At 51.0% G+C, this 13,610-nt stretch carries 17 protein-coding genes; 9 read left to right on the top strand and 8 right to left on the bottom strand.

All coding sequences use genetic code 11. From position 1 onward, the window contains the following. The first annotated feature begins 184 nt into the window (after window positions 1–184). The 3 genes from ycgZ (at window position 185) to PMI17_RS17700 (ending at window position 1,231) form a co-directional block, all read left to right on the top strand. Window positions 185–430, top strand: coding sequence for a regulatory protein YcgZ (gene ycgZ / locus PMI17_RS17710; RefSeq protein WP_007891089.1), 246 nt, complete (start codon window positions 185–187; stop codon window positions 428–430). A 178-nt stretch (window positions 431–608) separates the two neighbouring features. After that, window positions 609–899, top strand: coding sequence for a hypothetical protein (locus PMI17_RS17705; RefSeq protein ID WP_007891085.1), 291 nt, complete (start codon window positions 609–611; stop codon window positions 897–899). Window positions 900–964: 65 nt separating this feature from the next. Beyond that, the gene (locus tag PMI17_RS17700; RefSeq protein ID WP_007891082.1) at window positions 965–1,231 is read left to right on the top strand and encodes a biofilm development regulator YmgB/AriR family protein; all 267 of its coding nucleotides are present in this window, start codon (window positions 965–967) and stop codon (window positions 1,229–1,231) included. A gap of 37 nt (window positions 1,232–1,268) precedes the next feature. On the opposite strand, the gene PMI17_RS25405 is transcribed toward PMI17_RS17700, so the two are convergent. From PMI17_RS25405 to PMI17_RS17665, 8 genes are all read right to left on the bottom strand, one after another. Further along, on the bottom strand, window positions 1,269–1,469 hold the full coding sequence (locus PMI17_RS25405; RefSeq protein WP_007891079.1) for a hypothetical protein: 201 nt from the start codon (window positions 1,467–1,469) through the stop codon (window positions 1,269–1,271). 164 nt (window positions 1,470–1,633) lie between these two features. Continuing rightward, entirely contained in the window at window positions 1,634–1,891 is a 258-nt protein-coding gene (locus tag PMI17_RS17695) for a hypothetical protein (protein ID WP_007891077.1), read from the bottom strand. Window positions 1,892–2,036: 145 nt separating this feature from the next. After that, window positions 2,037–2,846, bottom strand: a complete 810-nt coding sequence (locus PMI17_RS17690; protein WP_007891075.1) for a hypothetical protein — start codon at window positions 2,844–2,846, stop codon at window positions 2,037–2,039. Then, complete coding sequence (locus tag PMI17_RS17685) at window positions 2,847–3,044, bottom strand: hypothetical protein (RefSeq protein WP_007891073.1); 198 nt, start codon at window positions 3,042–3,044, stop codon at window positions 2,847–2,849. 201 nt (window positions 3,045–3,245) lie between these two features. Beyond that, window positions 3,246–4,124, bottom strand: a complete 879-nt coding sequence (locus tag PMI17_RS17680; protein WP_007891070.1) for a manganese catalase family protein — start codon at window positions 4,122–4,124, stop codon at window positions 3,246–3,248. 311 nt (window positions 4,125–4,435) lie between these two features. Then, a complete protein-coding gene (gene fucO / locus PMI17_RS17675; protein ID WP_007891068.1) occupies window positions 4,436–5,587 on the bottom strand; it encodes a lactaldehyde reductase in 1,152 nt (383 codons plus the stop codon). A 199-nt stretch (window positions 5,588–5,786) separates the two neighbouring features. Continuing rightward, the gene (locus PMI17_RS17670; protein WP_036621691.1) at window positions 5,787–6,470 is read right to left on the bottom strand and encodes an outer membrane protein; all 684 of its coding nucleotides are present in this window, start codon (window positions 6,468–6,470) and stop codon (window positions 5,787–5,789) included. 154 nt (window positions 6,471–6,624) lie between these two features. Continuing rightward, window positions 6,625–6,918, bottom strand: coding sequence for a hypothetical protein (locus tag PMI17_RS17665; RefSeq protein WP_007891064.1), 294 nt, complete (start codon window positions 6,916–6,918; stop codon window positions 6,625–6,627). Between the two features lie 551 nt (window positions 6,919–7,469). Between PMI17_RS17665 and otsB the strand changes: the two genes are divergently transcribed. From otsB to motB, 6 genes are all read left to right on the top strand, one after another. Continuing rightward, window positions 7,470–8,258 (top strand): trehalose-phosphatase, encoded by a 789-nt coding sequence (gene otsB / locus PMI17_RS17660; RefSeq protein ID WP_007891060.1) that lies wholly within the window; start codon window positions 7,470–7,472, stop codon window positions 8,256–8,258. Beyond that, complete coding sequence (gene otsA, locus PMI17_RS17655) at window positions 8,255–9,694, top strand: alpha,alpha-trehalose-phosphate synthase (protein WP_007891056.1); 1,440 nt, start codon at window positions 8,255–8,257, stop codon at window positions 9,692–9,694. Before otsB ends, otsA begins: the two co-directional genes overlap by 4 nt. Window positions 9,695–10,753: 1,059 nt before the next feature. Continuing rightward, on the top strand, window positions 10,754–11,104 hold the full coding sequence (gene flhD, locus PMI17_RS17650; RefSeq protein WP_007891053.1) for a flagellar transcriptional regulator FlhD: 351 nt from the start codon (window positions 10,754–10,756) through the stop codon (window positions 11,102–11,104). Further along, window positions 11,104–11,682 (top strand): flagellar transcriptional regulator FlhC, encoded by a 579-nt coding sequence (gene flhC, locus PMI17_RS17645; protein ID WP_007891050.1) that lies wholly within the window; start codon window positions 11,104–11,106, stop codon window positions 11,680–11,682. The genes flhD and flhC overlap by 1 nt, the downstream gene beginning before the upstream one ends. A 132-nt stretch (window positions 11,683–11,814) precedes the next feature. Beyond that, window positions 11,815–12,702: a flagellar motor stator protein MotA gene (motA, locus tag PMI17_RS17640; RefSeq protein ID WP_007891047.1), complete on the top strand. Its 888-nt coding sequence runs from the start codon at window positions 11,815–11,817 to the stop codon at window positions 12,700–12,702. Next, on the top strand, window positions 12,699–13,610 hold a 912-nt coding region (motB, locus tag PMI17_RS17635; protein WP_007891046.1), incomplete at its 3' end, for a flagellar motor protein MotB. The genes motA and motB, both read left to right, overlap by 4 nt.

Genomic DNA, 13,610 nt, shown 5'->3' with positions numbered 1-13,610 from the left:
TTCGGCGCTGAGCTCACGAATTTGGAAATAAAAGGTTTCCAATTATCCTAATTCGCGCCAGTTAGCACTTTTTGCAACAAATCCTACCGTATAAGTTCAGTAAGCTTTTTGTACAGCTTTAGATTTTCCTGTACAACTTTCCTTAGGTCGGGTGACCTAACATTTTACTTTATTGGGGTCAATTATGCGTCAGAACGGATACACGCCGAGTTCAGTCGAGGCCATTGCCAACTATTTCAGCAAAGCATCTCTGCCATCGCAGCAGGAAACGCTGGGCCAGATCGTGGTTGAAATCTTACGCGAAGGACGTAATCTCAACCGTAAATCACTGTGCACCAAGCTGCTGCGCAGACTCGAATTGGCCGCCAATGCGGAAGAAGAGCATCACTATCATCAGCTGATCGGCTTGTTATTCGAACGCGAAAGCTGAGAGTAGGTTTAACGTCCAGGTTGTACAACTATAAGACTTTACTCTGATAACGCACTGCTTCATGCATGACCTGTGACGGGCTGTACTGCGCTACATTTCTCCGGTAGCGCATCCATTCTGCCGTTGTTCCCGGTCCGGGGCGAAGCGGCGTTCAGAGATTCGTTATGAATAATTCGTTATGAATAGAAGTGAACACCAGAAATTAATCGATGAGATTATCGGGGAAGCGGCATTGGTGCTGTTGCAGCAGGCGGGCCCCGTTAATACTCAGGCGTTGATCGACCAACTCATGCGCATGAAAGAGCAGAGTAGCGATAACGATCGGCGTGAGGCCATTATTGCCGCCATTACCGATGTGCGCACCAGTATTTCGGCTGGCAAGAAACGGCGGGAAGAGCAGCCGGAAAGAGACAACGTTCTGCAGTTGTTTGGCAATAAAGAACAGTCTGGCAGCAATCGCAAACATTGACCGATTGTGGCTCGCGTTTAGTGAAGATAATTTGAATGTATCGCTATCAGTACGGGACTGGAATCATGCCGGAAAATCACGACCTCTATTCTGCGCTGCCTGACACCGAGTTGGCAGAGCATTTTCGCAATGCAGACAGCACGTTAAGAAACGAAGCTGCCGTATTGGACAAGGTTATCCGCCACGTGCTGGCAACGGAAGGACGCGTCAGTAATAAAGCCATTATTCTCTGCCTGATTATGGCGCTGGAAACCGCAGAGGGAAGTGCTGAGGCAGATATCCTGCGCAGAACGCTGGAAATTGTGGTGGGCTATACGCCAGACGACGCCTGACAATTCATCGTGTCCCCCAGCTCATTTGGGGGGCACGTTAGTGCATCAAATCTGCCAGTAATCGCATCGCGGCATCGCAAAGATGTCGGAACTCCTCATCGTTAGTTCCCAACTTCATGACATGCAATGACAACGAAATATCGTGCGCCTTAAATACCCGCTCTTCCCTGATAAATTCCGCTACCGCGATACCAATTAGCGCATACAGATCCGATGTTGGACGGCTTTCATCTCTCACGTCACCTCCGATACTTGTATGTATATACAGTGTGACATGGCGAATAATCTGACGATATGTTTTTCGTGCGGTCGGCTTTATCCGCTGTAAATAAGCGAAGCGCAAAAGTGTCGATAGGTATTGATAAAGGTGAAGGTGAGTCGGCGATATTTAGCGCCAGCCGTTTACTCTTTTTCCGCACTCACCAGCATGCGTTTCGACCTGCCTAAATTAATTCTATGCAGCCACGTACGCAGCTGTTTAAGTTGCGCCTGCGGGGAAATATCATCGGCAACGCTGCAAATATAGAGCTGGCTCTGGGTGTGATTATTTGTGCCAGTGGCGTAGATTTCGCTTTTATTATCACGCTGTTGTAGCGTTATTTCCGTGAAGTGCAGATCTTTCCACAGATGTAGAATGGCTTCGAACTTTTTAAAGTCCATAGAGGTGTCCTGATTATTTTATCGTGTTATGGCGTATTGCTGGCCTAATGCAACATACAGTCATCAAGGCATTAAGCCAGCATCTTTGGACGTGGTGATGGGTAAGTGTTTAATGCTCGCTGTCATCGCATGACAGCGAATTCATTTAGGGATAGTCGCTTTTTGCCACGGACTTGCGAGTCCATTTGCGTTTATTCCCGCTTTGCTTACCCATCGCTAATGCGCTGGCGCTGGCGGGATCAAACAGCGACAAACTTTCAATCTGATGCACCATAATCACTTTACGAAACTCCAGGGCGCTTTTTGGCGTGGAGGAGAAATCAATATTGTGATTGTGGTACCACTGGCTGTAATTATGCTCAATCGCCAAATTCAGCGTGCGTGCATCGCGGTAGCCGCTCAACATCGGAATCAGCACGATATTGGCGGTGTTGGCATATTCAAATGTCGCTGCATGGATCATACCGATATAAATACGCTTAGATTTCAGCGTCACCCAGGCTAATTCGCCTTCCTCCATGCACTGCAGTAACAACTGCTCAATGCCATTCGAGCGCGAAAGACGCTGATAAAGTTCCTTACGGCCACCAGCGTTAAGCCGGGCGCTGACTGCCCAGTTGGAGCGATACATGCAGAATAGAATGGCAAAGGCCAGCATCATCACTACCGGCGCCTGGATACCTAAAAAACTCCAGGTCATGAAATCGACGTTCCAGTGCACGTTCTCTGCGGAGGTCAGCGCAAACGCATTGTTCACACCCGATGCAATAAGCAAAATTAACCAGATGATGGCGGTGGTTAGCACGCCTTGCAGCACAAAAATACAGCCATATAAGGCAATAAGAAAATAGACATCCCAGCCAAAAGAGCGTTTGATTTTTAAACGACTCGACATGTCGCGGCTGGTATACCAATAGCCACACACCATCATCACCATAAATATCGCCGTGCCCATTTAAATATCCTTTAATGTGCTGACATGATGGGCAAAATCGCGCTGTACTTCAGGACTCAATGGATTAACCGAAGCGTTACCATCTTCGTCAATAATAATTCTGTCACCTTCCTGAATCGACTCCTGAATGTCCTGACGGGTCATCACTTGCAGTAATGCCTCCGGGCTGCCGAACAGAGAAGCTAAAAAACCAAACATATTGGGTGGGTCCTTTTTTATTTATACCAACGTAAACTATGGCACATCCCTGCAATATTCAGCCGCGTAACTGAAGCTGGCAGTCACTTTCCGGATTAATCTGCCGTGAATATGCGCACGCGGCAGAAATATTTTCCATGCGTTATTTTTAGAGGGTGCGGGGCGCCATTTATGGCGACCCACAGGTTCCAGCGTGGCGCATTACTGATTGGTCAACGGATGTTTACTGCCCGGTTCCGCGCCGGTAATCGGATTGACGTCGGGGTGTGAAGCGGTGCGCGCCGCCAGCGTGGCTAGATCGCTCTGCTGCTGCGCGGGCAAGGTAACGCTGGCGAGTCCATCGCCACCATCAACGGCCGGTTGCGGATCGGCAACGTAATCAAAGTTTTCATCCGAGTTCCAGCTGCCGCGAATATCGTCGCCCTCAGACATATTGTAATAAGTGTGCGCATACTTCTCGATCGGCGGCAGTTTGCCCGGCGGGAAATTATTGCGGATGGAGTAGAGCGCTTTTTCAAACGACAGCTGGTGCGCCACTTCACGCGTCATCAGGAATCCCAGCGCATCCTTAACGCCAACGTCATCGGTAAGGTTGATAAGGCGCTCGTACAAAATTTTGGCGCGCGCTTCAGCGGCAACGTTTGAACGTAGATCCGCCGTCACTTCGCCGATGGTGTCGATATAGGCCGCGGTCCAGGGCACGCCAGCCGAGTTGGTCAGTGCCGGACCACCGCCATACAGAATCGAGGTGAGATGGCTGTCATTACCCGCGCCGGTAATGGAACGATAGAGATCGCCTTGCTCTTCGCTGCCTTCTGCCAGCGCCCCTTTCGCACCTTTATTTAACATGCCAACCAGCGAGCCGATAATTTCCAGATGGCTCAACTCCTCGGTAGCGATATCCATCAACATCTCACGACGACCCGCGTCGTCATCACTTAACCCCTGGGTGAAATAACGCATCGCTGCGGCCAGTTCACCCTGTGGGCCGCCAAACTGTTCCAGTAATAAATTGGCCAGGCCGGGATTGGGTTGATTAACGCGGACGGTAAATTGCAACTGTTTTACGTGTCGAAACATAGCTCACCTCAAAAAAAGGAAAATACCAACAGAGAGAATGGATTTTGAATGTTTAAATTAATGACGATATGAAATGGAGGAGGGAAGGCGGGTAATGGACCTTTAACTCATCTACAGCGTGTCACATAATTAATACTACTCCGACCAGCCGTTCCTGCAAGCGCACCGGGTGGGCTTAATTTATTATCTGCCGTTAAAATGAATAATATTTCGCAAGGCGAACTTCTGGCATAAATTAAATAAAGGGAGAGGCGTTGTTTTAATACAATATTTGACGGGTCACCATGGATGGCGACCCGATTTATGCCTGATTAATATAATTGGCGATAAAGTGACGTGATCGTCTCAATGCTGCACTCGCGCGGATTTCCGGCGGTACACACATCAGCATAAGCCGCGGCAGCTAATGCCGGCGCGTCCTGCGCCTGCATGCCGATGTCACGTAGCCGCAGCGGAATATCAATATCGCGGTTCAGCGAGCTGACCGCCTCAATGGCGAGTGCGCGCGCCTCGGTTAATGAACAGGTATAGGCGCCGCTAACGCCCAGCGCATGCGCAATATCGCGGTATTTCTCACCGGTGTGTTCAGCATTGAAAGCCATAATGTGTGGCAGCAAGACGGCATTGGCGATGCCGTGCGCGGTGCCATAAAAGGCACCTAGCGGATGCGCCATGCCGTGCACCAGGCCCAATCCGACATTCGAGAAGCCCATGCCGGCGATATATTGACCCAGCGCCATATCCGCCACGCCAGCCGGTACACCTATTACCGAATCTCGCAGCGACCGGCCAATAATCTCTATCGCTTTGAGGTGGAACATGTCGGTCATCTCCCATGCACCGCGCGTGATATAGCCTTCAATGGCGTGGGTGAGCGCATCAACGCCGGTCGCCGCTTTCAGGTTGGCGGGCATGCTGGCCATCATGTCAGGATCGATAATGGCGATAACGGGAATATCATGCGGATCGTAGCAGACGAACTTACGCTTCTTCTCCTCATCGGTGATGACGTAATTGATGGTCACTTCGGCAGCCGTACCCGCGGTGGTAGGCACCGCAATAATCGGTACAGAGGGGCGGCGCGTGGCGGCACCGCCCTCCAGCATGCGCACGTCGCTAAACTCGGGATTGGCAATCATCATGCCGATGGCTTTGCAAGTATCCTGCGGGGAACCCCCGCCGACGGCGATCAGATAATCGGCGCCTGCACGACGAAAAGCCGCAACGCCGGCATGCACCACCTCTACCGTAGGATTGGGAATAACGTCGTCATAGAGGGCGAAACTGAGGTCGTGCTGCGTAAGCAGATCGGTGAGGCGCGTGGCGACAGAAAACTTGATCAGGTCTTTGTCCGTCACCACTAATGCTTTGGTGAAACCGCGTTTGTTAATCTCATCGACCAGAGAATGGATGGCGCCGGAACCAAAGTAGGCGGTTTCGTTGAGGATCATTCTGTTAATCATGTTAATTACCTTCACGTAGATGCCAGATTTAAGTTTTTTCGATTAAATTCATCAAGATAAGATGTTTTAACCGTACCTAGATCTACGGGGTAACAGACATACAGATATTGCGTTTCCTCAAGTAAAGCGTGGTTTCCTGCTGGCTGGAATTGAGGAGGCAGACTTCCCCATCATGCGGGGAAGTCTGCCAATGCATTCATCAGAAGAGATAGCGTACGCCCAGCGTGAACTGGTTCTCGATCAGATGCGCTTTCATCTGCTCATCTTTCAAGCCACGGGCATTGACGAAGTTGTTATAGCCGCTCTCAATTTTACCCATATCCACATAGCGATAACCGACATCAACGCTAACGCGCTCAATCGGCGCATAGCTGACGCCCGCACCAATGCTGTAAGTCAGGTTATTTTGCGTGCTGGAAGCATACTCACGCGTAACCACGCCCTGCCAGCCGCCCGCCTGAATACGGCTGAAGCCAAGGCCAGCGGTACCGTACAGCGAGAAGTTGTAGCCGAGTTCATAATCGCGATACAGGTTGAACATCAGGCGCTGCACGTTGGTTTGCAGATGGTTATAGCTGGTGGCAAAAGTGGATGAACCGCTGGTGAACTCCGCGCCCTGACCAAAGGTGTATTCGCCCTCGGTGCGCCAGCCATTACCCCATTGATAACCGAGTGCCAAGGCGGCGTTAGCCTGGTGCGCGGTCTCATTACCCGCGACAAACTGACCTACGCCAGGACGGGCGCTGGTGTTCATCTCTTTGGCATTGATCTGGCTTTGCAGATATTTGGCTGATCCGTAATAGCCTTCGTCAGCATTTGCCGCAACCGCTGCACCTGCGATCATCATTAAAGGCAGTGCACCGCATAACATTTTCAGTTTCATTTGCATCCATTCTCTTCGTCAGTGGAAAGGGGGAACGTGGCTGTTCCGTGTGACGAATCATATGCAACACATTGAGGGGAAAAAATGCGGTTGAATACGCAGGAGAATAGGTAGAACTACGCAGCGAGCACGCCGGCGCACCGGCGCGCAACCCTCACGACCCTAAACGCATGCTCTCGGCGCGTTTAGCGGTGTCATAGACATATTGCAGCATCGGTTCGAGATCGGTATCGGGCCCGGAACTGATGATCTTGCCGCGCAGCCACTCGATCTCGCTGGTGATATCCGGCGGGAATATGGTGTTGTTCTGCGCGTTGCGCAGCCATTTGAGCAGAAAGTTGTTTTTACCGCGCACGCCGCCAGACTTTTTGTTTTTGGCGTTGATTTTCAGCGCGATCAGAATGCAGTAATAGAAGTGCACGCGTTGGCTGTAACTCTGCGGGATCATCTACGCTCACCCACCACAACAGTATGAAAATGTGAAGTCGATCGGTTTTCCATCTTGCGGATTCCTGCCTGAAGCGATCTAAAAGCGCTGATTTATGCTCTCAAGAGCCGTATCTCCACGCTGTAGCCGCGCGGTAAACGCACCATATGCTAATCCGCGTGGCGGATGCAAGTCGGCTTAATCTGGGAAATTTCGCGCAGCCTGGGCTGATTTTTGCCTGCCACTGGTGCAGGAAAAATAAGCGAAGCGTATGAAAAAGCGCGGAGGCAATCTTTTTGCTGCATAGCGGCTAAAACGGCCACTTATCCTATAGCGAAGCCGCGCGTATCTGGCAATATCGTGATCTACGTCTACACTTAAAGCTGACGATGTTCGCTGTCAGGTTGCCATGTGAGTCTAAATCATGTTTGTTTGTGGAGAGTTTGCTATCGAAATTCCGTGTTATCGTCAAAATCTCCTCGCACACAATTCTGCGGTTTTTTCCGCTTCCATGATTCAGCCTGCCTCCGAACATCCTGTAATTTTAAAACCTACAACACAGGAGGAGAGTCGTGACCCCCGCGGTTAATCAGAACAGCACGTTGCCGTCGCTAAGCGGCGGACTTTATGCCTTCTTTTTTGATGTCGACGGCACGTTGGCAGCGATTCAGTCGCAGCCCGAGTCGGTTTCAATCCCCGCCTCGGTACGCCAGCTCCTGCAACAAATTTCTAATCTTAGCCACGGCGCACTGGCACTGGTGTCTGGCCGTCCAATCGTGCAACTCGATGCCTTAGTCGCGCCGCTTGAAGCGCCCGCGGCGGGCGTGCATGGCGCTGAACGTCGCGACGCCACCGGTCGCGTGCATCGCCACAGCCTGCCGGGCGATATTGCGCAAACGCTGCAAATTGAACTGCAGCAGACGCTGGATCAGTGGCCCAACACGTTGCTGGAAGTGAAAGGCATGGCGTTTGCGCTGCACTATCGCAATGCGCCGCAGTATGAGAATGCCATCATGCAGCTGGCGGAAGACGCCGTCGCACGTTTCCCTGATCTGGCGCTGCAGCCCGGCAAGTGCGTGGTGGAGCTGAAGCCGCAGGGCATTGATAAAGGGGCCGCCGTGCGTGAATTTATGCAGGAAGCACCCTTTGCCGGACGCATTCCGGTATTTGTGGGAGACGACCTGACAGACGAAAAAGGATTTCTGGCGGTCAACGCCATGCAGGGGATTTCTGTCAAAGTCGGTGAAGGTGCCAGCCATGCACGCTATCGCCTGAACAGCGTTGAGGCCGTATGGCACTGGCTTGAACAACTATTATTACAACTAGAACATGACAATGTTGGTAAGGAGTTTAGGTTATGAGTCGTTTAGTCGTCGTATCTAACCGTATCGCGATTCCCGATGGTAGCAAGGCCAGCGCAGGCGGACTTGCTGTCGGTATTTTGGATGCACTGCGAGATACCGGAGGATTATGGTTTGGCTGGAACGGAGAGATCAGCGAATTCTCGGGTGAAGATGAGGATGAAGAGCTCACTCAGCTGGAAAAAGACGGAATTACCTACGCCTCGCTGCCGCTCAATCAAAACGATTACGATCAGTATTATCTGCAGTTTTCGAATACCGTGATTTGGCCCGCTTTCCACTATCGTCTCGATCTGGTGCAGTACCAGCGCGAAGCGTGGGATGGCTATTGCCGCGTGAATACGCTGTTGGCCCAGCGTCTTAAACCGCTGCTGAAGCCCGATGATGTATTGTGGATCCACGATTATCATCTGCTGCCGTTTGCTGCCGAGTTGCGCAAATTGGGCATCAACAACCGTATCGGCTTCTTCCTGCATATTCCGTTCCCGACGCCAGAAATCTTCAATGCGTTACCGCCTCATCAGGAGCTGCTGGAGATGCTGTGCGACTATGATCTGCTGGGCTTCCAGACAGAATCCGATCGCGTGGCCTTCCTCGATAGCTTAAGCCAGCTGACGCAGCTGCAGAATAAAGGTGAGAAAAAGCATCGCGCCTTTGGCAACACCTTTATGACCGAGGTGTATCCGATTGGTATTGAGCCTGACACCATTAAAGAGATGGCAGAAGGGCCGCTGCCGCCGAAAATGGCCGCAATGAAGCGCGACCTCGGCGATCTGCAGAACATCATCGCCTGCGAGCGCCTGGATTACTCGAAAGGTTTGCCGGAGCGTTTCCTCGCCTTTGAAGCCCTGCTGGAGAATTTCCCGCAGCATCGCGGCAAAATTCGCTACTCGCAGATTGCACCCACCTCGCGTGGCGATGTGCAGGCCTATCAGGACATCCGTCATCAGCTGGAAACGGAAGCGGGGCGCATTAACGGCAAATACGGCACCCTGGGCTGGACGCCGCTCTACTATCTGAATCAGCACTTTGACCGCCGCCTGTTAATGAAGATCTTCCGCCTCACCAACGTTGGCCTGATTACGCCACTGCGCGATGGCATGAACCTGGTAGCGAAAGAGTATGTGGCGGCGCAGGACCCGGATAATCCTGGCGTACTGGTGCTGTCGCGCTTTGCCGGTGCCGCGAATGAACTGACCTCGGCGCTGATCGTCAATCCCTACGATCGGGATGAAGTGGCTGCCGCGCTGGATCGCGCCTTAACCATGCCGCGCACGGAACGTATTTCGCGTTATAACGACATGATGGCGGTGTTGCGCAAGCAGGATATTTCACATTGGCGTGAAAGCTTCCTGAAAGATTTAAATACGTTGCCGGTACGCAGCGAGGATCACGGTACGGAAAATAAAGTCGCTACCTTTCCGAAATTAGCTTAAATAATAGGGTGCGCATTAATGCGCACCTTACAAACTTACCGTAGGGTCGCCATTTATGGCGACCACCTCGCACTTAACTTCCTGACCTAACGCCACCTTTCGCGACTTCACTCCCGCTGCGTTGCACAGCGTTTTCACGCACCACTCTAACTTCACGAAATCGATTTCATTTCGTTAAGCGCTAATCGGCTGACTCATCAGTAAAAATCGCACATTTTGGTTAAAAAGCGCGCACCCAACCCAGAGATCACGCTTTTTTTATCGCTGACCCTAAAGATTCCCGGTGGCACGCCGATAGTTAGCGCGTAGCAAACCGTAAAATGGCCCATTCATTCATTTCTCTAATGTAACGCTCTGTTACATACCCTGCCGTGCGCTAAACACTCCCTACAATCTACTGACAGTTCCCAGGCGCTCTGCGTCCAGTCTTCACGCTTCGCTAGCGTCTCGCTTTAATCCTCCTCAGCAATATTCCCTGTAAGTGATTAATTTAGAAGCGAATAATTTCAGCTGTATTCAGAGTATTATGCTGCTTATGTCTCATTATATAGCGCGTTATAGCCCGATAATCGCAACGGAACAGATAACTGATCGCGTGGTAATGGCAATCTGCCACAGAGGCTAAAATCCGCCGCAAATCAGCAAAATATTAACGAAATAATCCGATTTAGTACAAAAAACGCACAACAGAAAAGCGATGCTGAAGGTTTGCGAAAAAAATTTGCCTTAAAAGTGTGACGTAGATCACACTTTATCTAAAATTTCGCGCCACTCACGTTGTATGTCGAAATCAGACGATATAGATTTGCGTTGTTTTCGGATTAGTCTTAAAAACTGTAAGCAGACGTCACGGAAGATGGTTACAACTCAAGCAAAGAATGGCCTGGAGTTTTGATTACTACTGATCAGTGTCCTGACGGGAAGTGAAACAGTTAGGTACGCGTTGGCTCAAGCCTGATTATTTTTTGCCATCTTTAGATTTACCAACCAGCAGCCCGAACCATAGAACAATTTAATTCTGTGGCCGTATATGTGTCGCGTCTATCAGGATGGAAAAAAATGGGTACATCAGAATTACTAAAACATATATATGACATCAATCTGTCATATTTGCTTCTTGCTCAGCGTTTAATTAACCAGGAAAAAGCTTCAGCAATGTTTCGTTTAGGCATCGATGAATCGATGGCCGATGCATTGTCGCAATTAACCTTACCGGAGATGGTAAAATTAGCGGAAACCAATCAACTGGTTTGCCAGTTTCGTTTTACCGACCACAACCATATTAATCGCCTGACGCAAGAGTCACGTGTGGATGACTTGCAGCAAATCCATACCGGCATTTTATTATCCAGCCGCTTACTGCGGAATGCGTCGAAAGATGACATCTCTGCGAAGAAGAGGGCTGTTTAATGGCCGAAAAAAGTATTGTTCAGGAAGCGCGCGATATTCAGCTGGCAATGGAGCTGATTACGTTGGGCGCACGACTGCAAATGCTGGAAAGTGAAACCCAGCTGAGCCGTGGTCGCCTGATTAAACTGTATAAAGAGTTGCGCGGTGCACCACCACCGAAAGGCATGCTGCCATTCTCCACTGATTGGTTCATGACCTGGGAACAAAATATTCACTCCTCAATGTTCTGTAACGCCTGGCAGTTTCTGCTGAAAACCGGGTTGAGCAATGGCGTTGAAGCGGTGATCAAAGCTTACCGTTTGTATCTTGAGCAGTGTCCGCAATCGGACGAGGGCCCGCTGTTGGCGCTAACGCGTGCATGGACCCTGGTGCGATTCGTTGAAAGTGGCATGCTGGAATTGTCTGACTGCAAGTGCTGCGGTGGCAGCTTTATTAACCACGCGCATCAGCCAGTGGGCAGCTTTGTTTGCAGCCTGTGCCAGCCGCCATCACGTGCCGTAAAAAGACGTAAACTTTCTGCAGATTCTGCCGATACCTTTCCACAACTGCTGGATGAACAGGTTAAACGCGCCGTTTAAGTTTGTTCGCATCGTGGAAAACATCCAGCAGCGGTTAATACCGCTGCTTTTTTTTTGCCTGCGATAAACGAATAACACCTGCGGCTCTCTGGCTTAACTTCCATCAACACGTTACGGACGTAAGGATTTTTTGTGCTGATAATTCTGGGTTATATCGTGGTCGTCGGCTCCGTGTTGGGCGGCTACGCGATGGTCGGCGGACATTTAGGCGCGCTATATCAGCCGGCGGAGCTGATCATTATCGGCGGTGCCGGTATCGGTGCCTTTTTAGTCGGCAATAATGGCAAATCGATCAAGAAGACATTAAAAGCGTTGCCATTGTTAATGCGCGGCTCGAAATATAACAAAGCTGTATACATGGATTTAATGGCGCTGCTCTATCGCCTGATGGCGAAATCCCGTCAGCAAGGCATGCTGTCATTAGAACGTGATATTGAAGACCCAAGTCAGAGTGAAATTTTCGCTAACTATCCGCGTATTTTGTCCGATAAACAGTTGGTCGATTTTATTACCGACTATTTACGTTTAATGGTCAGCGGAAATATGAACGCCTTCGAAATTGAAGCCCTGATGGACGAAGAGATTGAAACCTACGAGCACGAGTGCGAAGTACCAGCGCAAAGTATATCGGCCGTGGGTGATGGCTTACCGGCTTTCGGCATCGTTGCCGCGGTAATGGGCGTGGTGCACGCACTGGCGTCGGCCGATCGTCCGGCCGCAGAGTTAGGTGCGCTAGTTGCCCACGCCATGGTCGGTACCTTCCTCGGGATTTTGCTGGCCTACGGCTTTATTTCGCCGCTGGCCTCGGTACTGCGACAGAAATGTGCCGAAACCACCAAGATGATGCAGTGCGTAAAGGTGACATTGCTCTCCAGCCTGAACGGCTACGCGCCGCAAATCGCGGTGGAGTTTGGACGTAAAACGCTCTATTCCGCTGAACGTCCGTCGTTCTCCGAGCTGGAAGAGCACGTGCGTAACGCCAAAAACCCGGCGAAACAAACTTCGGATGAGAATTCATGAAAGCTGGCAATCGCCCCATTGTGCTGGTTAAAAAGCGCAAACATAAAGGTCACCATGGCAGCCACGGTTCGTGGAAGATTGCCTATGCCGACTTTATGACGGCGATGATGGCGTTTTTTATGGTGATGTGGCTGCTCTCCATTTCCAGCCCGAAAGAGTTAGTACAAATTGCCGAATACTTCAAAACGCCGCTCAAAGTGGCGTTAACCGGCGGTCAGCGCAGCAGCGACAGTGAAAGTCCGATCCCGGGCGGCGGCGACGATCCGACGCAGCAGAAGGGCGAAGTGAAGAAAATTGTCGATATGGATGCGCAGAAGAAAAAGCTAGAGGAGATTCGCCTGAATCGCCTGCGTGAAAAGCTCGATCAGCTGATTGAAGCCGATCCGCGTCTGAAAGCGCTGCGTCCGCACCTGATTATCAACATGGTGGAAGAGGGGCTGCGCATTCAGATTATCGATAGCCAGAACCGTCCGATGTTTAAAACCGGCAGCGCAGACGTTGAGCCCTATATGCGCGACATTCTGCGCACCATTGCGCCAGTGCTGAATGATATTCCGAACAAAATTAGCCTGGCAGGCCACACCGACGATATCCAGTATGGCAATGGCGATCGCGGCTACAGCAACTGGGAGTTGTCGGCCGATCGTGCCAACGCCTCACGCCGTGAGCTGATGATCGGTGGGCTGGACGGCAGCAAAATGCTGCGTGTGGTCGGTATGGCCGACACCATGAAGCTGAAAAACCGTGGTGCTAATGATGCAGTCAACCGCCGCATTAGCCTGCTGGTGTTGAATCACGACACCGAAGCGGCGATTGAAAAAGAGAATGCCGAGAGCGATGCCGTACAGGTCAGCGACCCGGCGCAAATTATTCCCGACATTACCGCACCCGCCGTACCGGCTGGGGGG

Origin of the sequence: Pantoea sp. GM01 (assembly GCF_000282675.1) — a bacterium.
GTDB classification, from domain to species: domain Bacteria; phylum Pseudomonadota; class Gammaproteobacteria; order Enterobacterales; family Enterobacteriaceae; genus Pantoea; species Pantoea nemavictus.
The sequence above is the reverse complement of the archived record's forward strand: the minus strand, read 5'-3'. Positions and strand labels throughout refer to the sequence as shown.

Coding starts and splice junctions, on each gene's coding strand:
- ycgZ (WP_007891089.1), top strand. CDS start 185: ATGCGTCAGAACGGATACACGCCGAGTTCAGTCGAGGCCATTGCCAAC.
- PMI17_RS17705 (WP_007891085.1), top strand. CDS start 609: ATGAATAGAAGTGAACACCAGAAATTAATCGATGAGATTATCGGGGAA.
- PMI17_RS17700 (WP_007891082.1), top strand. CDS start 965: ATGCCGGAAAATCACGACCTCTATTCTGCGCTGCCTGACACCGAGTTG.
- PMI17_RS17695 (WP_007891077.1), bottom strand. CDS start 1,891: ATGGACTTTAAAAAGTTCGAAGCCATTCTACATCTGTGGAAAGATCTG.
- PMI17_RS17690 (WP_007891075.1), bottom strand. CDS start 2,846: ATGGGCACGGCGATATTTATGGTGATGATGGTGTGTGGCTATTGGTAT.
- PMI17_RS17685 (WP_007891073.1), bottom strand. CDS start 3,044: ATGTTTGGTTTTTTAGCTTCTCTGTTCGGCAGCCCGGAGGCATTACTG.
- PMI17_RS17680 (WP_007891070.1), bottom strand. CDS start 4,124: ATGTTTCGACACGTAAAACAGTTGCAATTTACCGTCCGCGTTAATCAA.
- fucO (WP_007891068.1), bottom strand. CDS start 5,587: ATGATTAACAGAATGATCCTCAACGAAACCGCCTACTTTGGTTCCGGC.
- PMI17_RS17670 (WP_036621691.1), bottom strand. CDS start 6,470: ATGAAACTGAAAATGTTATGCGGTGCACTGCCTTTAATGATGATCGCA.
- PMI17_RS17665 (WP_007891064.1), bottom strand. CDS start 6,918: ATGATCCCGCAGAGTTACAGCCAACGCGTGCACTTCTATTACTGCATT.
- otsA (WP_007891056.1), top strand. CDS start 8,255: ATGAGTCGTTTAGTCGTCGTATCTAACCGTATCGCGATTCCCGATGGT.
- flhD (WP_007891053.1), top strand. CDS start 10,754: ATGGGTACATCAGAATTACTAAAACATATATATGACATCAATCTGTCA.
- flhC (WP_007891050.1), top strand. CDS start 11,104: ATGGCCGAAAAAAGTATTGTTCAGGAAGCGCGCGATATTCAGCTGGCA.